This is a genomic window from Micromonospora peucetia, from assembly GCF_900091625.1.
In the GTDB taxonomy this organism is placed as follows: Bacteria; Actinomycetota; Actinomycetes; order Mycobacteriales; family Micromonosporaceae; genus Micromonospora; species Micromonospora peucetia.
Genome location: NZ_FMIC01000002.1, coordinates 333,858 through 355,968 on the forward strand (window position 1 = coordinate 333,858; position 22,111 = coordinate 355,968).

Consider the following 22,111-nt stretch of genomic DNA (forward strand, 5'->3'; position numbering starts at 1 on the left):
ACACTCCGCCGGTACGGCGGCGAGTCGCATCCCCGCCACAGATACGGACGATTGGGTACTTCCTAACCCGGCCGTCGAGGTCGCATGCTGCGGTGGACTCCTCACGCAACGTCAGCGAAGCGCGCCCGGGTCCGCCACGCCGCCGTGGCGGGCGCCGCGCCCGGACACCGGGGAGAGCCATGGACCTGTTCCGCAGACTCCGGATCCCCTGGGCCGACCGGGCGACGGCCCGCACCGGAGACGACGCCGCCGGCGGGAACCCGGCAGCGACCGTACCGGCGGCCCGGCGCACGCAGGAGCCGGCCCCCGCAGCGGCCAGCCTCGACCCGGCTGCCGTCCCGCGCTACTTCGGTCCGGTGCCGAACCACGCGCGCAGCCCGCTGCCGGTCGTCGACACCGACGGATCCGTGCTGCCCGGCACCGGCATCCGCAAGTTCGTCGACGCGCTGCCCCGCCCCGGCACGCGCGGCCGTACCGAGCTGGGCGGTCACCTGCCGGTGGCGGTGCCGGACACCACCAGCTACCCGGGCTGCGACTACTACGAGATAGGCCTGGAGCAGTACGCGCAGCGGCTGCACCGGGACCTGCCGGCGACCCGGCTGCGCGGCTACCGTCAGCTCAACCTCGGCACGGACGCCCACGGGCACAACACGGTCGCGCCGGCGGGGCGTCCCTGGCACCTCGGCCCGCTCATCCTGGCCCGGCGGGACCGGCCGGTCCGGGTCAAGTTCATCAACCAGCTCCCCACCGGCCGCTCCGGCGAGCTCTTCCTGCCGGTCGACCCGACCGTCGACGGCGCCGGGGCCGGCCCGCTCGACGGACCGGCGCCCTACCCGCAGAACCGGGCCGTGCTGCGGCTGGCGGGCGCGCACACCGGCTGGATCAGCGCCGGGAACCCCTGGCAGTGGGTGACCCCGGCCGGCGAGATCACCCCTTACCCGACGGGACCCGGCCTGGCCCACGTCCCCGACATGCCCCCGCCCGGGGTGGGCGCCACCACGCTCTACTACCCGAACGAGCAGAGCGGCCGGCTGTGCTGGTTCCACGACAACACCGTCGGCCTGGCCCGGCTCACCGTCTACTCCGGGCAGGTCGCGCTCTACCTGCTCACCGACCCCGCCGAGGAGCGGCTCGTCGCCGACGAGGTGCTGCCCGCCGACCAACTGCCCCTGGTGATCGAGGACAAGACCTTCGTGCCGGAGGACACCCAGCTCGCCGGGGAGGACCCGACGTGGGACCGGGACCACTGGGGTTCCCGGGGCAGCCTCTGGCACCCGCACGTCTACCAGCCCCGACAGAACCCGCACCGGACCGACGGGACGAACCCGACCGGCCGGTGGGACTACGGCCCGTGGTCGCGTACGGCCGACGACACCGGGCAGCGGGAGCACGGCGGGACGCGCCACCGGGCGGACCCGGTGCCGAACCCGCACCACGACCCCGTCACCGAACCCGACGAGCCACCGCTCGCACCCGGTGTCCCGCACCCCTCGGCGGTGCCCGACGCGTTCGGCGACACCATGCTGGTCAACGGGGTCGCGTACCCGTACCTGGAGGTCGAGCCGAGGACGTACCGGTTCCGGATCCTCAACGCCTGCCTGGACCGCGCCCTGAACCTCCAGCTCTACCGGGCCCGCTCGGACGGCCCGATGTGGGATCCGGACGGCGGGCTGGCCGACTCCGACGCCGGCGAGGTGCCGCTGGTGGAGGCGGTCCGCGCGCCGGACCGGCCGGCCGGCTGGCCGACGGACGGGCGGGACGGCGGCGTCCCGGACCCGCGGGCCGCCGGCCCGGAACTCGTCCAGATCGGCAACGAGTGCGGCCTGCTCCCCGCGCCGGTGGTGGTGCCGAACCAGCCGGTGGGCTACCGGTACGACCGCCGCGACCCGACCGTGCTCAACGTCGACACGCACGCGCTGCTGCTCGCCCCCGGGGAGACCGCCGACGTGCTGGTGGACTTCTCCGCCGTCCCGCCGGGCGGCACGCTCATCCTCTACAACGACTGCCCGGCCCCGCTGCCCGGCTTCGACCCGCGCGCCGACCAACACACCGGCAGCCCGGACCGCACCGCCGAGGGTGGGGCGGCGCCGACCCGCCCCGGGTACGGGCCGAACACCCGCACCCTGCTCCAGTTCCGGGTCGCCGGCACCCCGGCGCCGCCGTACGACCTGGCCCGGCTGCGCGAGCGCCTGCCCGGCGCGTACGCGGCCAGCCAGCGCCCGCCGATCGTGCCGCAGCCGGCGTACGACGCGGCGTTCGGCACCCGGACCACGCGCGACACAGTGGTCCCGGCGCACGCCGGCTCGGTCAGCTTCGTCCCGGCCGGCGGGGCCGCCCCGGTGCTCCTGCCGCTCGAGGTGAAAGCGGTGCAGCAGGTCTTCGAACCGGACCACGGCCGGCTCGTCGGCCGGCTCGGGGTCGGGCACCCGCTCGCCGGGCCGCTCTCCCCCACTGTCCTGCCGCTCGGGCCGACCGACCCGGCCACCGAGGTGCTGCACGTCAGCGACCCGACCGTCGGCGCGGGCGGGCCCGGCGACGGCACCCAGCTCTGGCGGATCCGCGGCAACAGCCGGCAGACCCAGCCGGTGCGCTTCACCGGCTGCGACGTGCAACTGCTGAACCGGGTCGGCTGGGACGGCGCCATCCGAGCACCGCACCCGGCGGAGCGGGGCTGGAAGCAGGTCGTCCGGGTCAACCCGCGCGAGGACGTGATCGTCGCGCTGCGGCCGGTCGCGCCACCCCTGCCGTTCAAGATCGGCGACAGCGTACGGTTGCTCGACCCGGTCCGGCCGGCCGGCGTCCGGACCGGCTCGACCCCGGTCAGCCCGGCGGACGGCCGGCCCGCGATGGTGGTGAACCAGCTCGTCAACCTGGGTTGGGAGTACCACTGGCACAGCCAGCTCGGCGGCCACCGGGACCAGGGCATGACCCGGCCGCTGGTGCTGCGGGTGTCGCCCAGGGCGCCGACCGGGCTGACCGCGACCCCGGCTCCCGGCTCGGCCACCGCGCTGCCGGCCATCGCGCTGGCCTGGACGGGCAACGGCAGTCGCCCGCCGGCCACCAGTCACCTGCTCCAGCGGGCCACCGACGCCGCCTTCACGGCGGGGCTCACGGCGATCACCGTGGCGGCCACCGCGACCCGCTACACCGACGCCACCGTCACCCCCGGGGTGACCTACCACTACCGGATCCGGGCGGAGAACGCGGTGAGCTGCTCCACCTGGTCCAACAGCGTGCCGGCCTCGGTGCGGCTCGCCGCGCCGACCGGGCTGACCGCGGCGATCCCGCCGGCCGCGCCGCTACGGGTCGCGCTGCGCTGGGCCAACCGCTCCTTCGCCACCGGGATCGACGTGCAGCGGGCCACCAACCCGACGTTCAGCAGCGGGCCGGGCACCACCGCGATCGGGGTCGGTGACAATCACCTCGACGCCGCGGTCGCCGCGGACACCACGTACTACTACCGGGTGCGGACGACCTATCTCGGCGCCGCGTCGGCCTGGTCGACGGTGGCCCGGGCGACCACCCCGCCGGCTCCGGGCCCGCCGACCGGGGTGACCGCCACCTCGACGGCGCCCGGTCCGGACACGGCGACGGTGATCCTCGGTTGGACGGCCAGCACCCCGGCCGCGCCGGGCGCCGGGTTCATCGTGCAGCGGGCGTTGGACCCGGCGTTCAGCCGGGAGGTGGCGACCTTCACCGTCACCGGCCGGGGCTTCACCAACACCGGGCTGGCGCGCGGCGTCACCTACCACTACCGGATCCGGTCGTTCAACGTCGTCGGCAGCTCCCCGTTCACCGGCCTGGTGCCGGTGACCACGCCGCCGCCGTGATCAGGGTGTCCGCAGCGGCGCACCGACGCCGCGCAGCTCGGTCAGCGCCGAGGCGACCCCGTGCAGCAGGTCGGTCGCCTCGGTGAGGCGGGAGGCGGCCGGGTGCTCGGCGTCGGGGTGGGCGTCCCCGGCGACGTAGCCCGCAGCGGCCACGACCAGCCGCTCGTACGCGGCGACGCCCTGCTCCAACTGCCCGGTCAGGGCCCGGTGCGCCTCGGCCAGCGCCGGCCGGGCATCCGCCGGGGCGAGCCGCAGCGCACGGTCGACGCCGGCCACCCGCCCGGCGAGGTCCCGCAGCGACCGGTCGGCCTCGGCGGCCTCCAGCAGGGCCGGCCCGGCCAGCCCGGTCAGCCGCCCGGACATCCCGGCTAGGGTGAGGGCGGCCCGGTCCAGTCGGGCCCACGGCTCGGCCGCGCTGGTGCCGCGCAGCGCCACCCGGGAGCGAACCCGGCGGACCTCGGCCAGCACGCCGGGCCCGACGGGGAGCCGCTCCACGGCGGCGACCAGCCTGGCGCGGGACCGCGCGGCGGCCTCGGCCGGGTCGAGCGCCGGCGGCGCCGGCCGGGCGGCCAGCGCCCGCAGGTCGACCCAGCGCCAGGCGGCGAGCACCAGCGCGCCGCCCGCCCCGGCCGCCCAGGCCGCGTCGGGCAGACCCAGCCCGGCGTACGGGGTCAGCACGGCGGCGGCACCGCCCAGACCACCGGCCGTGACGCTCCACCGGCGGGCGGACCGCCGCAACCGGCTCAGCCGCCGGAAGTACCGCGTGCGCTCGTCTGCCACCTCTGCCTCCTCGAACCGGCCGCTCAGCCGGCGGCGGTGGTGTCCCCGGTGCCGCGCTCCCGGCCCATGCTGGCCCGCAGCTCGTCCAGCCGGGCGGCGGCGGCCGGGTCGGCGGCCGGCCCGGCGGGCTGGGCCTGCTCCGCAGCCGGTCGTTCCTGCTTGCCGCCGAGCTGCTCGCCGGCCATGCTCGACCGGATCTGTTCCAGCCGAGAGGAGCCGGCCGAGTCGAGGGTCGACTTCTGGATCTCCAGCATCCGGCCCTCGACGGAGTTGCCGGCCAGTTCGGCGCGACCCATCGCCGTGGCGTACCGCTGCTCGATCCGGTCGCGCACCTCGTCGAGCGAGGGCGTGTTGGCGGGGGCGGTCAGCGAGGACATCGACTCCAGCGAGCGGGCCACGCTCTCCTGCATCTTGGCCTGCTCGAGCTGGCTGAGCAGCTTGGTGCGCTCGGCGAGCTTCTGCTGGAGGATCATCGAGTTGTTCTCGACCGCCCGGCGGGCCTGGGCGGCGGCGGCGAGCGCCTGGTCGTGCAGGGTCTTCAGGTCCTCCGTGGCCTGCTCGGCCGAGACCAGCTGGGTGGCCAGGATCTGCGCGGACTGCTCGTAGCGGCCGGCCTCGGCCTCGTCGCCCCGGGCACGGGCCTGGTCGGCGAGGACCAGTGCCTGGCGGGCGTTGGCCTGCAAGCGCTCGACCTCGGTCATCTGGCGGGACAGCTTCATCTCCAGCTGCCGCTGGTTGCCGATCACGGCGGCGGCCTGCTGGACCAGCGCCTGGTGCTGACGCTGGGCCTCCTCGATGGCCTGCTGGATCTGCACCTTCGGATCGGCGTGCTCGTCGATCCTGGCGCCGAAGAGCGCCATCAGGTACTTCCACCCCTTGACGAACGGGTTAGCCATCTTTGCGTTGCCCCCTCAGTAGCGTCGCTCCGCCTCGACCGCGCCGAGTGCTCCCGGCCGGCTCCGGCGCCGCAGTGGCTCCATCGTTCCAGCCGGACGCCACGGGGGCACCCGGACCGCCGGGCGAAGCGGGCGCCTACGCCGTCCGCGATCAAGCGTACGCGGCGCGGTCGAGGGCGACCATGTGACGTGACAGGGGGGTGGATCAGGCGGCGCAGACCACGTCGCGCTCGCTGCCCCGGACCCGGGAACTGCGCAGGGTGGCCTTGAGCGGGGAGTCCTGACGGACCTGGACGGCGACCGTGCCGTCCGAGCTGACCTGGTGGACGCCGCGGCCCGTGCTTCTGCGTACGGCGACGGCAGGCGCGGTGGGCTCATCCTGCACCGGCACCAGCACGCCGGGCATCTGCTCGGCGAGGGCGACGGTGTCGCTGACCTCGCGCAGCAGCTCGGACAGGCGCGCTCCGAGGGCGTCGCAGATAGCCGCCAGCAGCTCGCTGGACGGTTCCTTCTGGCCGCGCTCGATCTCGGACAGGTAGCCGAGGCTGACATTGGCGGCGGAGGAGACCTCGCGCAGGGTGCGGTGCTGACCCTGCCGGCGCGCCCGCAGTGCGTCACCGATCACGCGGCGTAGCAGGACCACTCGCACCTCCCCCTGAGGGACCACCCGTCCACGCGGCCGTCCGGCACCGTCGTGCCGGACGTGTCGCCGGAGCCTTCCCGCAACCGTACCCGTTGCCGGCCCTCACGACATCCCACCCCGCCCCTCGGATCGCGGGAGAGCGTCACCGCCGCCCCGCGCCGGCCCGCCTGCCGCCGGCCTGGGCCGCGTCGGCCTGGGCCGCGTCGGCCTGGGCCGCGTCGGCCTGGGCCGCGTCGGCCTGGGCCGCGTCGGCCTGGGCCGCGTCGGCCTGGGCCGCGTCGGCCTGGGCCGCGTCGGCCTGGGCCGCGTCGGCCTGGGCCGCGTCGGTCTCCCGGATCCGTTCGGTGAGCAGCCGCAGTGCCTCGATGACCGTGGCGGAGCGGATGTGGTCGCGACCACCAGCCAGGTCGAGCTGCCGGACATGGGTGCCGGACGGCCCGGCCGCCGCGACGTAGACCAACCCGACCGGCTTGCCGTCCTGCGGTTCCGGGCCGGCCACCCCGGTCGTGGCCAGGCCCCAGTCGGCCCCGCAGCGCCGCCGCCCGCCCTCCGCGAGGGCCACCGCCACGTCCGGGTCGACCGGCCCCCGGTCGGCCAGCAGATCCTCCGGTACGCCGGCGAGCCACGACTTCAGCTCGGTGGCGTAGACCACCAGGCCGCCCCGGAAGATCCCGCTGACCCCGGCGATCTCCACGATCGAGGCGGCCAGCAGGCCGCCTGTCAGCGACTCGACGGTGGCCAGGGTCTCGTGCCGCTCGGAAAGGCTGTGCACCACTCCGGCCGCCGGGTTCCCCACCGGCTGCGTTCCGTCTGCGCCACTGTCCATGTCCCGGATCCTTTCCCCGCCCCGCCGGCCCTACTCATCCTCCCCGACCGGCGTGGGCGCGGGCCGACACCCGGTGATCTCCCGGGAGCGGTTCCTTACCCCTGACGGCCTTCGCCGCGACGGCGCCGGCATCAGGACGGGCGCGGATCAGGTGGTGGGGCGGCGGAGCCGGAGGGCCTGGGCGACGTAGTCGAAACCGGTGACCACCGTTACGCCGACCGCAGCGGCCATGATCCACGGGCCGACCACGGCGAGATCGGCCGGCATCGGCCACAGGTACCACGTGATGGCCAGGATCTGGAGAGCAGTCTTGATCTTGCCACCGCGGCTGGCCGCGATCACGCCGTGCCGGATCACCCAGAACCGCAGTGCGGTGATGCCCAGCTCGCGGACGAGGATCACGGCGGTCACCCACCAGGGCAGCTGGTCGTACCAGGAGAGCAGCAGCAACGCCGCCCCGGTGAGCGCCTTGTCCGCGATCGGGTCGGCGACCGTGCCCACCGAGGTGACCAGGGCGAACCGGCGGGCGATCCAGCCGTCCACCAGGTCGGTCGCGGAGGCCACGGCGAAGATCAGGCAGGCGACCATCTGCCAGCCGGCGTGGGTCATCGCCGAGATGACCACGGACGCAGCGAAGACCGGCACCAGGACCAGCCGCAGCGCGGTGAGCGCGTTGGCCGCGTTCAACACGGGCACCCGGGCCACCACCGGCACGGGCGTCGACTCCGTCGCCCCGGTCACCGCCGCACCCTGCTCCGGCCTCCGTGGCGCACCTGACACCCCACCACGTGGCTCCCCCGCTCCGTCCGGCCCCGCCGTCACCGTGTTGCGCCGGGCGCAGCCGAGATCATCTCATCCGGGACCGCGACGAGGTCCACCCCTTCGGTGTCCGTGACGGTCGCCCGCACCAGGTCACCCGGGCGCAACGCGGCCAGATCCACCCCGCCGCCGGACGGGGCGACGAGAGTGGTCGAGCCGTCGACCTCGGGGGCCTGGTGGGCCGCCCGCCCCTCGACCACGCCGTCGTCGACCGAGTCGACCAGCACCTCGACCGTGGAGCCCAGGCGCTCCTCGGCGCGCTGCGAGCAGAGCTCGTCGGCGAGCGCGCCGAGCTTGTCGTAGCGGCGCTTGACCGTGGCGGCGGAGACCTTGCCGGGCAGCCCGGCCGCCTCGGTGCCGTCCTCGTCGCTGTAGTCGAACACCCCGATCGCGTCGAGCCGCGCCTCGGTCAGGAACCGGACCAGCTCCTGGTAGTCGGCGCGGGTCTCGCCCGGGAAGCCGACGATGAAGTTGCTCCGCGCGCCCGCGTCCGGGGCCAGCGCGCGGGCGCTCGCCAGCAGCTCCAGGAACCGGCCGGTGGAGCCGAAACGGCGCATCCGGCGCAGCACCGGCTCACTCGAGTGTTGGAACGACAGGTCGAAGTAGGGCGCCACACCGGGCGTGGTGGCGATCGCCTCGACCAGGCCGGGCCGGGTTTCGGCCGGCTGGAGGTAGCTTGCCCGCACCCGGACGATGCCGTCGATCGCGGCGAGCTGGGGCAGCAGCTTCTCCAACGCCCGGGGGTCGCCCAGGTCCTTGCCGTAGGAGGTCGAGTTCTCGCTGACCAGCACCAGCTCACGGACGCCGGTCTTGGCCAGCCACTCCGCCTCGGCGAGCAGTTCGTCCGGCGTACGGGAGACGAAGGCGCCGCGGAAGGCGGGAATGGCGCAGAACGCGCAGCGCCGGTCGCAGCCGCTGGCGAGCTTGAGCGAGGCGACCGGGCCGGTGTCGAGCCGGCGGCGCAGCACCTGGCGCAGGTGGGCCGGGGTGTGCTCGTCGGTCTCGGTGACGCCCCGCACCGGGGTGCCGTGGCCGGGCAGCGACACCGCGCTGGCCCGCCGGGCGACGGGGGTCAGCGGCAGCAACTCGCGCCGGTCGCGCGGGGTATGGGCGTCGATCCGCTCGCCGGCGACGACCGCGTCCAGTCGGGCGGCGATGTCGGGGTAGTCGTCGAAACTCAGCACCGCCTGCGCCTCGGGGAGGCTGTCGGCCAGCTCACGGCCGTACCGCTCGGCCATGCAGCCGGCGGCGACCACCTTGGCGCCGGTGCCGGCGGCGGCCAGCAGGGTCTGGATGGAGTCCTGCTTCGCCTTCTCCACGAAGCCGCACGTGTTGACGACCACCACGTCGGCGCCCTCGCCATCGGTGGTGACCTGCCAGCCGTCGGCGTGCAGCCGGGCGGCCAGCTCCTCCGAATCGACCTCGTTGCGGGCACAGCCCAGGGTCAGCAGGGCGACACGGCGGCCGTCGGCGGCGGCGGACGACGGCTCCAGGTCGCGGTGCGGCGCCAGACGCGCCGAGCTGGAGCTGTCGGAGGGGGAGGTGGCAGACACCATCCGAGGGTACCGGGCGGGCGGGCGGCGGCCGTCAACGGCGGGCCGCGCGCATCGGCGGACTCACACTCCCCGCCGGCACGGCCGGCTCAGACCACCGCCGCGCCGACCCGGACCAGCCGGTCGAGCAGGAAGACCTCCGTGCCGGCCAGGCCGGTCGAGCAGAACACCGTGACCTGGTCCGCACCGGTCCGGCCCGGGACCGCCCCGGCCAGCACCGCGCCCAGGTCACGCAACCGCCCGGCGTACCCGGGCAGCGTCGCCAGCATCGGCGGGTCGTACGCGGCGGCCTGGGCCGGCGAGTCGGTGGCCAGCAGGTCGGCGGCGTCCAGCAGGTCGGCACCGAACTCGTGCCGGTCGACCTGCTTGAAGCCGACCGTGTTGACGTGGGTGCCGGGGGCCAGGTCGGCGGCGTCGAGCACCGGGGTGACGGCGGTGGTGGCGAGCACCACCACGTCCCGGTCCCGCACGGCGGCCCGCGCCGAGTCCACCGCCCGCGCCGGCACGCCCAGTTCGGCGCGGACCCGGGCGGCGAACGCCTCCCGTCGGGCGGCGGAGCGGCTGTGCACGGTGACCTCGCGCAGCGGGCGGACGGCGGCGGCGGCCCAGACCTGGGTCCACGCCTGCCCGCCGGAGCCGATCACGCCCAGGGTGGCGGCGTCCGGCCGGGCCAGGGCGTCCACGGCGACCCCGCCCAGCCCGCCGGTGCGCCGGGAGCCCAGCTCCTCCCCGACGGCCACCGCCCGGACCGCCCCGGTACGCCCGTCGTGCAGCACCACCACCTGCGCGCTCTCCGGGTGCCCGAACGTGTCGTACGAGCGGAAGCCGTACCACTCGCCGGTGAGATGCCCGGCGGTGAGCACCATCCGTCCCCCGCCCAGCGGCGCGGCGGCCCGGGGCGGGGCCACCAGGCGGCCGGCGTACGCGGCGAGCAGGGCTTCGCGCATCGCGGCCACCGTGGCGGGGGCGTCCAGCGCGGCGGCGACCTCGGGATCGGAGAAGAACAGCGGCATTACCCGATACTGCAAGTTGAAGCGAGGTTCACGTCAACCTGTGGTGGTTCGGCTCACCTCGGGCATCGTCCGTCCCGGTGCTAACGTCGGTGGTGGCGGCCCGCGGTCGCCCCGGACGAGTGTTGGGCGTACCCGGTCAGGCCAAGACGCCCCGCGTGACATACCGACTCGTCCCGGCCCCGGTGGTCCGGGCGCTACCGCAGAGGTGATCTTCCATGGCCTGGATCGTGCTGGTGATCTCCGGACTTCTCGAGACCGCGTGGGCGATCGCCCTCGAACGCAGCGCCGGGTTCACCCGGCTCGTCCCGTCGCTGGTCTTCGTGGTGACCCTGGTGCTCAGCATGGCCGGCCTCGCGTACGCGCTGCGCGAGATCCCGGTCGGCACCGGCTATGCCGTCTGGGTCGGCATCGGGGTGGTCGGCACCGCCCTGGTCGGGATGTTCGCGCTGGGCGAGTCGGCCAGCCTGCCCCGGATCGCCTGCCTGCTGCTGGTGGTTGCCGGCGTCGTCGGCCTGAAGGTCTTCCACTGACCGTCGCCTTCCGGGTGAGGCGTGACGGACGACCACAGTGGGTAGAGCTGTGCCTGGCACCGGTAAGGCTCTCACCCACGGAGGCAGACATGGCCAACATCCACTCGACCGCCCGCCCGCGCACCAACGCCGCCCGCATCTGCACGATCGTGGGCTTCGTCTTCGCGGTCCTCGCGCTCCTGCTCAACCCGCTCATCTTCGGCGTGATCGGGCTGGTCCTGGGCATCGTCGGCGCCGTGCTGGGCGACAAGCCGCTCGGCTGGTACGCGGCTGCCGCCAACGTGGTCGCCATCTTCCTCAGCCTGCTGATCGTCAACGCGATCGTCAACTGACCCCCGATCCCCGGGCGGAGACCGGGCCCGCCGGCATGCCGGCGGGCCCGTCGCGTGTGTACCGGCAGCTCTGTCGCGCGTGTACCGGCGGGCTCAGATCGGGCCAGCCTCCGCCCGCGAGGGCCGGCCGGTCTCACCCATCGCCGCGCAGGCCGGCCAGGACCTCCTCCAACTCGTCCGGCTTGACCAGCACGTCGCGGGCCTTCGACCCCTCCGACGGGCCGACCACTCCCCGGGTCTCCATGAGGTCCATCAGCCGCCCCGCCTTGGCGAAGCCGACCCGTAGCTTGCGCTGGAGCATCGAGGTCGAGCCGAACTGCGAGGTGACCACCAGCTCGACCGCCTGCACCAGCAGGTCGAGGTCGTCGCCGACGTCCTCGTCGATCTTCTTCTTGGCGCTCTCCGGCGCGGCGAGCACGTCCGGCCGGAACTCCGGCTCTCGCTGGTCCTTGCAGAACTTCACCACGTCGGCGATCTCGCGCTCGGTCACCCAGGCGCCCTGGATCCGGATCGGCTTCGAGGCGCCCATCGGCAGGAACAGGCCGTCGCCGCGGCCGAGCAGCTTCTCCGCGCCCGGTTGGTCGAGGATGACCCGCGAGTCGGCCAGCGAGGACGTGGCGAACGCCAACCGGGACGGCACGTTCGCCTTGATCAGGCCGGTGACCACGTCGACCGACGGGCGCTGGGTGGCCAGCACCAGGTGGATGCCGGCCGCGCGGGCGAGCTGGGTGATCCGGACGACGGAGTCCTCCACGTCACGCGGGGCGACCATCATCAGGTCCGCCAACTCGTCCACGATCACCAGCAGGTATGGATACGGGCGCATCTCCCGCTCGCTGCCCGGCGGCGCCTTGATCTCGCCGTTGCGCACCTTGCGGTTGAAGTCGTCGATGTGCCGGACCCCGTTGGCGGCGAGGTCGTCGTAGCGCATGTCCATCTCGCGGACGACCCAGTCCAGCGAGTCGGCCGCCTTCTTGGCGTTGGTCACGATCGGGGTGACCAGGTGCGGAATGCCCTCGTAGCCGGTCATCTCGACCCGCTTCGGGTCGATCAGCAGCAGCCGCACCTCGTCCGGGGTGGCCCGGGTGAGGACGGACACCAGCAGGGAGTTCAGGCAGGACGACTTGCCGGCGCCGGTCGCGCCGGCGATCAGGATGTGCGGCATCTTGGCGAGGTTGGCCACCACGTAGCCGCCCTCGATGTCCTTGCCGAGCGCCACCACCATCGGGTGGTGGTCGCTGGTGGCGGCCCGCGACCGCAGCACGTCGCCGAGCGACACGTTCTCCGGATCGGTGTTCGGGATCTCCACCCCGACCGCGCTCTTGCCCGGGATCGGGCTGAGGATCCGCACGTCCGGCGACTTCACCGCGTACGCGATGTTGCGGGAGAGCTGGGTGATCCGCTCGACCTTGACGCCCGGGCCCAGCTCCACCTCGTAGCGGGTGACGGTCGGCCCGCGGGTGAAACCGGTGACGGCGGCGTCCACGCCGAACTGGTCGAAGACGCCGGTGAGCGCGACGATCACCTCGTCGTTGGCCTTGCTCCGCGACTTCGGGGCCGCACCGCTGCCGAGCATGTTCGCCGGCGGCAGCGTGTAGTCGCCGGCCAACCCGGTCAGCGCGAGCTGTTCTGCGCGGGTCGGAGCAGCCGAGTGCTCCGGCGGCTCGGCCGGCTTGCGGCTGGCCGGCACCCGGCCGGGGGGCTTGCGGGGCAGGACCAGAGTCTCCTGCAGGTCCACCCCGTCGAGGTCGTCGTCGAACTCCGCCGGATCGGGCGGCGGCGGGGCCGCCCGCTTCGCCGGACGCCTGCGGGGCGCCGGCTTCGCGGGCGCCTCGTCCGTCTCCTCTGCCCCCGGCGGGGCGATCCGGGTGCCGAACAGCAGGCCGAGCCGCTCCGGGACCTTGTTGATCGGGGTGGCGGTGACCACCAGCAGACCGAAGACCAGCAGCAGGATCAGCAGCGGCATGGCCACCCAGGCGGTGACCGCCCGCTCCGTCAGGCTGCCGACGCCGGCGCCGACCAGGCCGCCGGCGAAGTCGCGCTGGCCCGCGTCGGCCGGGTCCTGTCCGATGTGCAGCATCGCGGCGGTGGCGACCAGCATCGAGGTCCAGCCGACCAGGCCACGGCCGCGGTGCTCCGGATCGACCGGCTCACGCATCAGCCGCCAGGCGCCGATCATCAGCAGCACCGGCACCACGACCGAGATCGCCCCGAGGAAGAGCCGGAAGGTGTCGGCCAGCCGCGCGCCGACCGGCCCGGCGCCGGAGAACCAGAGGGCCACCGCGCTGAGCAGGGCGAGACCGAAGACCAGCAGGCCCGCGCCGTCGCGGCGCTGCTCCGGGTCGAGCCCCCGGGCCGAGCCGGCCTGTCGGAATGCCCAGCCGACGCCGTGCGCCAACCCCATCCACAGCGCGCGGGCCGCCTGCCCGACGACCTGCCCCGGACCCGGCCGGGCCGCCGGCCGCCGTCGGGGCGCCGCGCGGGCGGCCTTCTTCGCCGGCTGGCGGGCACGACTGTTCGTGGTGCCACGCGGCGACGCGCCGCGCCGCCGGCTCGCCTGAGAGGTACGGCCCGCCATAGCATCAACCTAATGGCGTGACCCGGCAGATCGCCGCCTTTCCGGGTCTCGTCCGCGTGTCGCAGCGCGGGCCCGCCGCGTCACGTGATATCTGCCTCAGAAGGGATGCCCCCAATGCCGTCGCCGGGAACCGAGGACGGTCAGGACGGCCCCGTGGCCGGGCACCCGGGGGCGCTGGAACCGCTGACCGGTGATTTGATCGCCGCCGTGCTGCGCGGTCGGGGCTACCGCGTCGAGGCCGACGCCGACGGCGACCTGGTCGGCCGCTGGGACGACAGCCTGGTCTGGTTCCTGCGGCCGGGCGCCACCGGAGAGCTGCTCCAGGTCCGCACCCTGACCGCGCCGACCTTCCCGATCGAGTACGTGCCGGCGCTGCACGCCTTCTGCAACGCGTGGAACCACGACCGGCTGTGGCCCAAGGCGTTCGTGCACGTCGAGGACGACGGGCGGGCCCGGGTCTGCGGCGAGGTCATCACCGACCTGGAACGCGGCGTCACCCCGCACCAGCTCGACCAACTGCTCGACTGCGGCATCGCCACCGGCTGCCAGCTCGCCACCGAGGTGGCCCGGCTGCCGGGCGGGGTGGTGGCGTGACGGGCCGGGGCGGGGACGTGACCGGTCGCGGGCTCGACCCGTTCGGGCTGCCCGGCTGGTGGAGCGGGCTGCGGCGCGGGGGCCGGCAGCCCGACCCCGCGCTGGCCGGAGCGCTCGCCGACGCCCGGGACACCCCCGACGGCGAGGCCCGGAGCACCGAGCTGGAACGGATCGCCGCGCACGCCGACGCCACCGGCGACGACCGGACGGCGGTGGCGGCCCGGTTCGCGCTGATCGACGCGTACCTCCTGCACGGGGAGCGGTGGCGACTGGTCGAGCCGGTACGCCGCTGCCTCGCCGCCGCGGACCGCCGCCCCGGCCTGCTGGCGGAGGGCCAGGCCGAGCTGCTGCGGCGCTACCAGTGGTACGCCGTGGAGGCCCTGCTCGGCTCGCCACGCGTCGGGCTGGACCAGGCTCGTTCCATGCTGGACGACCTCGCCACGCGCGCCGCCGGCGACCCGGCGGCGGTCGCCGAGCTGCACTGCCGCATCGCCGACCACCTCGGCGACGAGCCCACCGCCAGGCGCTGGTACGACCGCTGGTCGACGGCCGACCCGGGGCCGGTCGGCGGCTGCCCGGACTGCGCGCCGGCCCGGCGGGCGGAACTGCTCGCCGGATGGGGCGACCACCGGGCCGCGCTGGACGCCGTACGGGACACCGTCGACGGCGCGGCCGACTGCACCGAACAGCCGGAGCGGACGCTGGCCGCCGGGCTGCTGTCCTGGCTGCGGGCCGGGGAGCCGGAGCGGGCAGCCGAGGCGCACGTGCGGGCGTACCGGCGGCATCGGCGGGAACGGGCCGCCTTCCCGCTCCTCGCCGCGCACTTGCGGTGGTGCGTGCTGGCCGGACATCCGGCCCGGGGCCTCGATGTCCTCGCCGAGCAGCTGCCCCGGCTGGACCGGTCGCACGACGACCTGTCCGCGATGGAGTTCGCCGCCGCCGGCGCACTGGTCTGCGCCCTCGCCGTCGAGGCGGGGCTCGGCGGGCGCACGGTGCACCGACCCGCGTACGGGGTGCGGCCGGCCGCCGAGCTCGACGTGGCCACGCTCGGCGCCACCCTGCTCGGGGTGGCCACCGCGCTGGCCGGCAGCTTCGACGCCCGCAACGGCACCGGCCACCAGTCCGGCCGGATCGCGTCCTGGCTGGCCGAGCGGCCGACCGCCGCACCGGTGCCGCTGCCACCGGACGAGGACCCCGACGACGACGGCAACGACGACGGCCCGCCCGACGAGGACCCGCCGGCGGACGGGGAGCCGCGCCCGCTGAGCCTGGCGATGATCACCGCCGTCCTGGACCGACGCGGCGACCGGTACGACGTGGACGCCCGCGGTGCCGTGACGGGCCGATGGGGCGGGGTGCTGATCCAGTTCCGGCGCGGCGGTGAGCGGGGCGAGATCTTCCAGGCCCGGTCCGTGGCGAGTCGCCGGCTGCCGGCCGACCGGCTCGTCGAGGCGTACGCCTTCTGCAACGCCTGGAACCACGACCGGCTGCTGCCGAAGGCGTACGTGCACGAGCAGGAGAACGAGTTGATGCTGGCCGGTCACATCGCCACCGACCTGGCCCACGGGGTGGCTCCCGCCCAGCTCGCGGTGCTGCTCGACGCGGCCGTGGACACCGGTGTCGCGTACGCCGAGGCGGTGGCTGCCCTGCCCTGACCGGGCCGGGCGGCGGCTCACGGATGAGGTCCGAAACCCGCCGGACGATCTCCTCCCGCCCTGGTGAACTGGGATCCATGACGACGACACACCAACAGCACGCCGCACAGCTCCTGCACTCCCTGCACCGGCCCGGCTCCCCGCTCGTCCTGCCCAACGCCTGGGACGTGGCCAGCGCCCGGATCGTGGCCGACTGCGGCGCGGCGGCGGTCGCCACCACCAGCGCCGGCGTCTCGTGGAGCCTGGGCGTCCCGGACGGCGACGAACTGGACCGGGAGCGCGCCCTGGCGGTGGTCGCTCGGGTCGCCGCCGCCGTCACCATCCCGGTCACCGCCGACATCGAGAGTGGGTACGCCGCCGACCCGGCCGGGGTCGCCCGCACCGTCACCGGCGTGCTGGCCGCCGGTGCGGTCGGCGTGAACATCGAGGACGCCCCGGCGTCCGGGACTTCCCCGCTGCGCCCGGTCGACGAGCAGTGCGCCCGGATCCGGGCGGCCCGGGAGGCCGCCGACGCGGCCGGGGTGCGGCTCTTCGTCAACGCCCGCACCGACGTGTTCCTGCGGGCGGTGGGCGACCCGGCGGAGCGGCTGGCGGAGACGTTGCGCCGCGCTGCCGCTTACCGGGCGGCGGGCGCGGACGGGGTCTTCGTGCCGGGCGTGGCCGACGCCGAGACCATCGGCGCGCTGGTCGCCGGAATCGACGGGCCGGTCAACGTGCTCACCGGGCCGGGCGGGCTACCCGTCGCCACGCTGGCCGGGCTGGGGGTGGCCCGGGTCAGCCTCGGCTCGGCGCTCGCCGAGGCCGCGTACGGGCTGGTCCGCCGCGCCGCCACGGAGGCGCTGCGCTCCGGGTCGTACGACTCGCTGGCCGGCGCGATCGACTACGGCGAGCTGAACGCGCTGCTGGCCTGAGCCGGCGAGTTGGGCGGGGTCGGCCCCGCCCAACTCGCAGTCCTGCTCGACTCGGCCGTGGACACCGCCGTCGCGGGCGCCGAGGCCGCGCTGCCCTGACGGGCATCCGACAGCGCTGCAACCGGAATCCCGGTCCAGGTGTGGTTTCTCCATCAACCGCACCGAATCCTGGGAGTTCCCGATGACGCACCTGTTCCGCGCCGGCGCCCTGGCCGCCGCCGTCGCCCTGTTGGCTCTGCCCGCCCTCGCCCCGCCCGCGTCGGCGCACATCCCGACGCCCACCCCGACCGCAGCCGTCAAGCCGACCCTCATCGCCCGGGCGAGTCTGGTCTCCCTCAGCGGTGACCCGTGGCGCCCGTCGGGGTCCCTGGAGGTCTCCGTCATCAACCGCGGCAAGGCGGCGGCGAAGGGCTTCTTCGTCCTGCGCCTGCCGCCCGGGCTGGACGTGACCTCGGGTGGCGACTGCCGCGGTGCCAGGTCGCCCCGGACCTGGATCTGCGGCGGCACGGAGGTGCCGGCCGGCGGCCGGCGGGAGTACCCGCTGACGCTGAGGTCGACGGCGGCCAAGCCGGTCTTCGGCGTCCAGAAATGGGGATCCGTCGCAGGCCGGGACGCCGCCGGTGACACGGAAAGCCCCACCGACTTCCGCATCAACTGGCCGGACCGCACGTCGCTACGGCTGCGGGCCACCGCCAGCCCGGTCAACGACGGGTCGATGGGGGTGACAGCCCGGGTGCAGAACACCGGCACCTTCGCCATCGGCGGCTACTCGCTGAACGTCGTCACCCCGAAGGGTGTGCAGGTGATCTGGCCGTTGTGCTCGGACAGCGGTCGGATGGCCGGTGTGGGCTGCGAGATCCTGCGGTCCAACGTGCTGAAGGCCGGTGCCACGGAGACCGTGCATATCCGCCTCGCGGTCATCGGCGGGGGCAAAATCATCCGGGTGTACCTCGCACCCACCAACCGGTACACCAACAAGGACACCTCGGTCACCCTGCACGTGCCGGGCGGCGGTGGGGGCGGCGCCCCGACCACTCCGCCGTCGGCGACCCCGAGCGCCACGCCGACCCCGAGTGCCACGTCTTCCCCGAGCGCCTCGTCTTCCCCGACGACGCCCGCCGGAGACGGAGCCGAACTGCCCCGCACCGGCCCGGCCGGCACCACGTACGCCCTGTTCGGTGCGGCGCTGCTGGCCCTCGGGCCGGCCTGCTACTGCTGCGCCGCCGCCTCGGCCGTAGCTGAGCCCACAGGGCCGTAGCTGAGCCCACAGGCCGGGGCTGGACCCGGCGGAAGGGCTCCGGGTCGGTCGCCGACGTGCACGGGGATGTCGGCGACCGGCCCGGTCGCGCGGATCAGCCGCCGGAGCAGCCCACCGCACGGCGACGCCCGCCGGCACACGGGGTGCGGGCGGGCGTCGTAGCGGCGCGGGTCAGACCTCGACGACCGTCGGGACGATCATGGGCCGACGCCGGTACTTGTCGTTCACCCACCGCCCCACGGTGCGCCGGACGATCTGCTGGAGCTGGTGCGGGTCGGTGATGCCGTCGGAGGCCGCCCGGTTCAGGGCCTCGGTGACCAGCGGGATCACCGGGTTGAACGCCTCCGGGTCCTCGGAGAAGCCCTTCGCCGACAGGGTCGGGCCGGCCACCACCTTGCCGGTCACCGAGTCGACCACCACGGTGGTGGCGATGAACCCGCCGTCGCCGAGGATCCGACGCTCGGTGAGCAGCGACTCGCTGACGTCGCCGACGGCGAGACCGTCGACGTAGACGTAGCGGCTCTTCACGTGCCCGACCAGGCTGGCCCGGCCCTCGACGAGGTCGACGACGTCGCCGTCCTCGCAGAGCACCACCCGGTCGGGGGCGACGCCGGACTCGATGCCGAGGCGGGCGTGGGCGCGCAGGTGCCGCCACTCGCCGTGCACCGGCATCAGGTTGCTGGGACGGACCACGTTGAGCAGGTAGAGCAGCTCGCCGGCGGGCGCGTGACCGGAGACGTGCACCTTCGCCACGTCCTTGTGCACCACCACGGCGCCGGCCCGCGCCAGCCGGTTGATCACCCGGTAGACCGAGGTCTCGTTGCCCGGCACCAGCGACGAGGCGAGCACCACCGTGTCGCCGGGGGCGATGGTGATGTGCCGGTGATCGCCGCTGGCCATCCGGCCCAGGGCGCTCATCGGCTCACCCTGCGAGCCGGTGGACATCAGCACGATCTGCTCGGGCGGCATGTTCGTCGCCTCTTCGATCCCGACGACCAGCCCGGACGGGATGTTGAGCAGCCCCAGGTCACGGGCGATGCCCATGTTGCGGACCATGGAGCGGCCGATCAGGGCGACCTTGCGACCGTGCTCGGCGGCGGAGTCGAAGACCTGCTGCACCCGGTGCACGTGCGAGGCGAACGACGCGACGATGATCCGGCCCTTGGCCTTGGCGAAGATCGAGTCGAGCACCGGCCCGATCTCCCGCTCGGGGGTGACGAAGCCGGGGATCTCCGCGTTGGTGGAGTCCGAGAGCAGCAGGTCCACACCCTCGGCGCCGAGCCGGGCGAAGCCGGCCAGATCGGTGATCCGGCCGTCCAGCGGGAGCTGGTCCATCTTGAAGTCGCCGGTGTGCAGCACCAGGCCGGCCGGGGTGCGGATGGCCACGGCGAGCGCGTCGGGAATCGAGTGGTTGACCGCGAAGAACTCGCACTCGAACGGGCCGAGCCGCTCCCGACCGCCCTCCCGCACCGTCAGCGTGTACGGCTGGATCCGCCGCTCGGCGAGCTTGGCCTCGACCAGGGCGAGGGTGAACTGGGAGCCGACCAGCGGAATGTCGGGTTTGTGCGCGAGCAGGTACGGCACCGCGCCGATGTGGTCCTCATGGCCGTGGGTGAGCACGATCGCCTGGACGTCGTCGAGCCGGTCCAGGATCGGACCGAAGTCGGGCAGGATCAGGTCCACCCCGGGCTGCTCCACGTCGGGGAAGAGCACCCCGCAGTCGACCACCAGCAGCTTGCCGTCGTACTCGAAGACGGTCATGTTGCGACCGATGGCGCCGAGCCCGCCGAGCGGGGTGATCCGCAGCCCACCCTCCGGCAGCGGCGGGGGCAGTTCCGTCTCGTTGTGCGCCTCGGTCACGCGTCCACCTCATTCTGCGACGCCGTCAACCGGCGTCCTTCGTGTCGTTCGGTCATTCGGGAAGTTCCAGGCCCGCCGCCGCGCTGTCGGCGCGGAGCTGGGCGATCTCTTCGTCGGTGGCGTCCACCAGCGGCGGACGCACCGGCCCGGCAGGCTTCCCGGCGGCGGCCAGGCCCGCCTTGACCAGGATCACGCCCTGGGCACGGAAGATGCCGGTGAACAGCGGCAGCAGCCGCCGGTGCAGGCTCAGCGCGGCGGCGGTGTCACCCGCGTCGTACGCCTCGATCATCTGCTTGGTGAGCGCGCCGGTGAAGTGGGTCGAGGTGCCGACCACGCCGACACCTCCCACGGCCAGCGAGGGCAGGGTGAGCGAGTCCTCGCCGCTGTAGAAGGCGAGGTTCGTCCGGCTGGTGACCCAGCCGGTGGCGGTCAGGTCGCCCTTGGCGTCCTTCACCGCGACGATCCGGCCGTGCTCGGCCAGGCGCACCATCGTCTCGGTGTCGATCGGCACGCCCGCCCGGTGCGGGATGTCGTAGAGCATCACCGGCAGGCCGGTGGCGTCCGCGACGGCGGTGAAGTGCCGCAGCAGGCCGCTCTGCGGCGGCTTGCTGTAGTAGGGGGTGACCACGAGCAGGCCGTGCGCGCCGGCCTTCTCGGCGGCGGCCGACAACTCGATGGTGTGCCGGGTGTCGTTGGTGCCGACCCCGGCCACCACCTTGGCGCGGTCGCCGACGGCCTCCACCACGGCCCGGATCAGCTGTTCCTTCTCCGTGTCGGTGGTGGTCGGCGACTCGCCGGTGGTGCCGTTGACCACCAGCGCGTCGTTGCCCTGCTCGTCGACCAGGTAGCTGGCGAGGCGCGCGGCGCCGTCGAGGTCGAGCGAGCCGTCGGCGGTGAACGGGGTCACCATGGCCGTGAGCACTCGCCCGAAGGGGCGGGACACCGCCCGGGTGGGCGTGTCAGGGTGGTCGTGCGTCATGCCACCAACCTAGCGGACGAGCACCGGCGGCTTACCGGGGAAGGCCTCAGGACAGCTCGGCGTGCGGGCTGGCGGCGACCTCGGTGCCGTCGGGCAGGGCCGAGATGACGAAGTCGGCGAAGACGTTCGGGGCGACTCCCTGGAGCTGCCGCAGGCACTCCACCGCCAGCTCACGGATCTCCACGTCGGCGTGCTCGGTGGCGCGCATGGCGATGAAGTGCCGCCAGGCCCGGTAGTTGCCGGTGACCACGATGCGGGTCTCGGTGGCGTTGGGCAGCACCGCGCGGGCCGCCTGCCGGGCCTGCTTGCGCCGTAGCGTGGCGTTCTCCACGTCGGCGAAGCGCCGCTCCAGGCCCTCCAGCAGCTCGTTGTACGCGCGCACGCTCGCCTCGGCTGCCTCCACGAACTTCTTGTGCAGCTCCGGGTCGTCGGCGATCACCGAGGGCTCGACCATGGCGGCGTCGCGCTCCGGCACGTACCGCTGGGAGAGCTGGGAGTACGAGAAGTGCCGGTGCCGGATCAGCTCGTGGGTGAAGGAGCGGGACACCCCGCTGAAGTAGAAGCTGACCGACCCGTGCTCCAGCACACTCAGGTGGCCGACCTCCAGGATGTGCGCGAGGTAGCCCGCGTTGGTGGCGGTGGCCGGGTTCGGCTTCTTCCAGCTCTGGTAGCAGGCCCGGCCGGCGAACTCAGCGAGCGCCTGGCCGCCTTCGGCGTCGGTCGACCACGGCACCTCTTCGGGTGTCTCGAAGTGGGTCCACGCGACGAGCTTGACCTGGGGCTGCACCATCTCCGGCATTCCTGGGACTGTAGTGGCCCGGCGGTCGCGGGGAAAAGTTGGGCTCACCGGCCGAACGGGTCGTTGAGCTGCGAATTATGGACAGGCGCCGGTCCACCCGAACGGCACGTGTCCAAGATCTCGGCGGAGTTCCGGCGACCGGCGCCTCCGTCCGCGACACGGCGCACCCGGCGAGCTCGATGCCACGCCCACCGCCCCAGCCCACACCATCGACGAGTACACGGCGGCGCTGTCGAGCTGCCCCACCGATGGGGC

The 22,111-nt window shown here is 74.3% G+C and carries 17 protein-coding genes, 1 pseudogene and 1 riboswitch; of the genes and pseudogenes, 7 read left to right on the plus strand and 11 right to left on the minus strand.

Annotated features, from left to right (window positions below; translation table 11 throughout):
• Positions 1 to 179 precede the first annotated feature (179 nt).
• Positions 180 to 3,830 carry a hypothetical protein gene (locus GA0070608_RS02040; protein ID WP_091620619.1) on the plus strand — a complete coding sequence of 1,217 codons (3,651 nt, stop codon included), beginning with the start codon at positions 180 to 182 and terminating at the stop codon, positions 3,828 to 3,830.
• On the opposite strand, the gene pspM is transcribed toward GA0070608_RS02040, so the two are convergent.
• From pspM to GA0070608_RS02075, 7 genes and pseudogenes are all read right to left on the minus strand, one after another.
• A complete protein-coding gene (pspM, locus tag GA0070608_RS02045; RefSeq protein ID WP_091620622.1) occupies positions 3,831 to 4,610 on the minus strand; it encodes a phage shock envelope stress response protein PspM in 780 nt (259 codons plus the stop codon). It lies immediately after the preceding gene.
• Positions 4,611 to 4,633: 23 nt separating this feature from the next.
• Complete coding sequence (locus GA0070608_RS02050; protein WP_091620625.1) at positions 4,634 to 5,506, minus strand: PspA/IM30 family protein; 873 nt, start codon at positions 5,504 to 5,506, stop codon at positions 4,634 to 4,636.
• 205 nt (positions 5,507 to 5,711) lie between these two features.
• Complete coding sequence (locus tag GA0070608_RS02055; protein ID WP_091620628.1) at positions 5,712 to 6,149, minus strand: helix-turn-helix domain-containing protein; 438 nt, start codon at positions 6,147 to 6,149, stop codon at positions 5,712 to 5,714.
• A gap of 319 nt (positions 6,150 to 6,468) precedes the next feature.
• Positions 6,469 to 6,975, minus strand: a pseudogene (locus GA0070608_RS02060) (CinA family protein); the annotation flags it as partial.
• A 147-nt stretch (positions 6,976 to 7,122) separates the two neighbouring features.
• Positions 7,123 to 7,716: a CDP-diacylglycerol--glycerol-3-phosphate 3-phosphatidyltransferase gene (gene pgsA, locus GA0070608_RS02065; RefSeq protein WP_091620636.1), complete on the minus strand. Its 594-nt coding sequence runs from the start codon at positions 7,714 to 7,716 to the stop codon at positions 7,123 to 7,125.
• 77 nt (positions 7,717 to 7,793) lie between these two features.
• Positions 7,794 to 9,350, minus strand: coding sequence for a 30S ribosomal protein S12 methylthiotransferase RimO (gene rimO, locus GA0070608_RS02070; RefSeq protein ID WP_245715665.1), 1,557 nt, complete (start codon positions 9,348 to 9,350; stop codon positions 7,794 to 7,796).
• 86 nt (positions 9,351 to 9,436) lie between these two features.
• Positions 9,437 to 10,360, minus strand: coding sequence for an ornithine cyclodeaminase family protein (locus GA0070608_RS02075; RefSeq protein WP_091620640.1), 924 nt, complete (start codon positions 10,358 to 10,360; stop codon positions 9,437 to 9,439).
• A gap of 90 nt (positions 10,361 to 10,450) precedes the next feature.
• Positions 10,451 to 10,516: riboswitch (guanidine-III (ykkC-III) riboswitch) on the plus strand.
• 59 nt (positions 10,517 to 10,575) lie between these two features.
• Between GA0070608_RS02075 and GA0070608_RS02080 the strand changes: the two genes are divergently transcribed.
• Both GA0070608_RS02080 and GA0070608_RS02085 read left to right on the plus strand, forming a co-directional pair.
• On the plus strand, positions 10,576 to 10,890 hold the full coding sequence (locus tag GA0070608_RS02080) for a DMT family transporter (protein WP_091620642.1): 315 nt from the start codon (positions 10,576 to 10,578) through the stop codon (positions 10,888 to 10,890).
• A gap of 89 nt (positions 10,891 to 10,979) precedes the next feature.
• A complete protein-coding gene (locus tag GA0070608_RS02085) occupies positions 10,980 to 11,222 on the plus strand; it encodes a hypothetical protein (RefSeq protein WP_091620645.1) in 243 nt (80 codons plus the stop codon).
• Positions 11,223 to 11,355: 133 nt separating this feature from the next.
• Here GA0070608_RS02085 and GA0070608_RS02090 read toward each other — a convergent pair whose 3' ends face one another.
• Positions 11,356 to 13,800, minus strand: a complete 2,445-nt coding sequence (locus GA0070608_RS02090; protein WP_091620648.1) for an FtsK/SpoIIIE family DNA translocase — start codon at positions 13,798 to 13,800, stop codon at positions 11,356 to 11,358.
• A 114-nt stretch (positions 13,801 to 13,914) separates the two neighbouring features.
• Between GA0070608_RS02090 and GA0070608_RS02095 the strand changes: the two genes are divergently transcribed.
• The 4 genes from GA0070608_RS02095 to GA0070608_RS32470 all read left to right on the plus strand — a co-directional run bounded on the left by GA0070608_RS02095 (position 13,915) and on the right by GA0070608_RS32470 (position 18,218).
• A complete protein-coding gene (locus tag GA0070608_RS02095; protein ID WP_091620652.1) occupies positions 13,915 to 14,394 on the plus strand; it encodes a type III secretion system chaperone family protein in 480 nt (159 codons plus the stop codon).
• Complete coding sequence (locus GA0070608_RS02100; protein WP_245715666.1) at positions 14,391 to 16,049, plus strand: type III secretion system chaperone family protein; 1,659 nt, start codon at positions 14,391 to 14,393, stop codon at positions 16,047 to 16,049. Before GA0070608_RS02095 ends, GA0070608_RS02100 begins: the two co-directional genes overlap by 4 nt.
• Positions 16,050 to 16,126: 77 nt before the next feature.
• Complete coding sequence (locus GA0070608_RS02105; protein WP_176733613.1) at positions 16,127 to 16,960, plus strand: isocitrate lyase/PEP mutase family protein; 834 nt, start codon at positions 16,127 to 16,129, stop codon at positions 16,958 to 16,960.
• Positions 16,961 to 17,141: 181 nt separating this feature from the next.
• Entirely contained in the window at positions 17,142 to 18,218 is a 1,077-nt protein-coding gene (locus GA0070608_RS32470; RefSeq protein WP_091620658.1) for a hypothetical protein, read from the plus strand.
• Between the two features lie 171 nt (positions 18,219 to 18,389).
• Here GA0070608_RS32470 and GA0070608_RS02115 read toward each other — a convergent pair whose 3' ends face one another.
• Genes GA0070608_RS02115 through thyX form a run of 3 tightly spaced genes read right to left on the minus strand, consistent with a single transcriptional unit; the run spans position 18,390 to position 21,847 of the window.
• Positions 18,390 to 20,078 carry a ribonuclease J gene (locus GA0070608_RS02115; RefSeq protein ID WP_091620661.1) on the minus strand — a complete coding sequence of 563 codons (1,689 nt, stop codon included), beginning with the start codon at positions 20,076 to 20,078 and terminating at the stop codon, positions 18,390 to 18,392.
• Positions 20,079 to 20,130: 52 nt separating this feature from the next.
• Complete coding sequence (dapA, locus tag GA0070608_RS02120) at positions 20,131 to 21,057, minus strand: 4-hydroxy-tetrahydrodipicolinate synthase (RefSeq protein WP_091620663.1); 927 nt, start codon at positions 21,055 to 21,057, stop codon at positions 20,131 to 20,133.
• A gap of 46 nt (positions 21,058 to 21,103) precedes the next feature.
• A complete protein-coding gene (thyX, locus tag GA0070608_RS02125; protein WP_091620666.1) occupies positions 21,104 to 21,847 on the minus strand; it encodes an FAD-dependent thymidylate synthase in 744 nt (247 codons plus the stop codon).
• Positions 21,848 to 22,111: the final 264 nt, after the last annotated feature.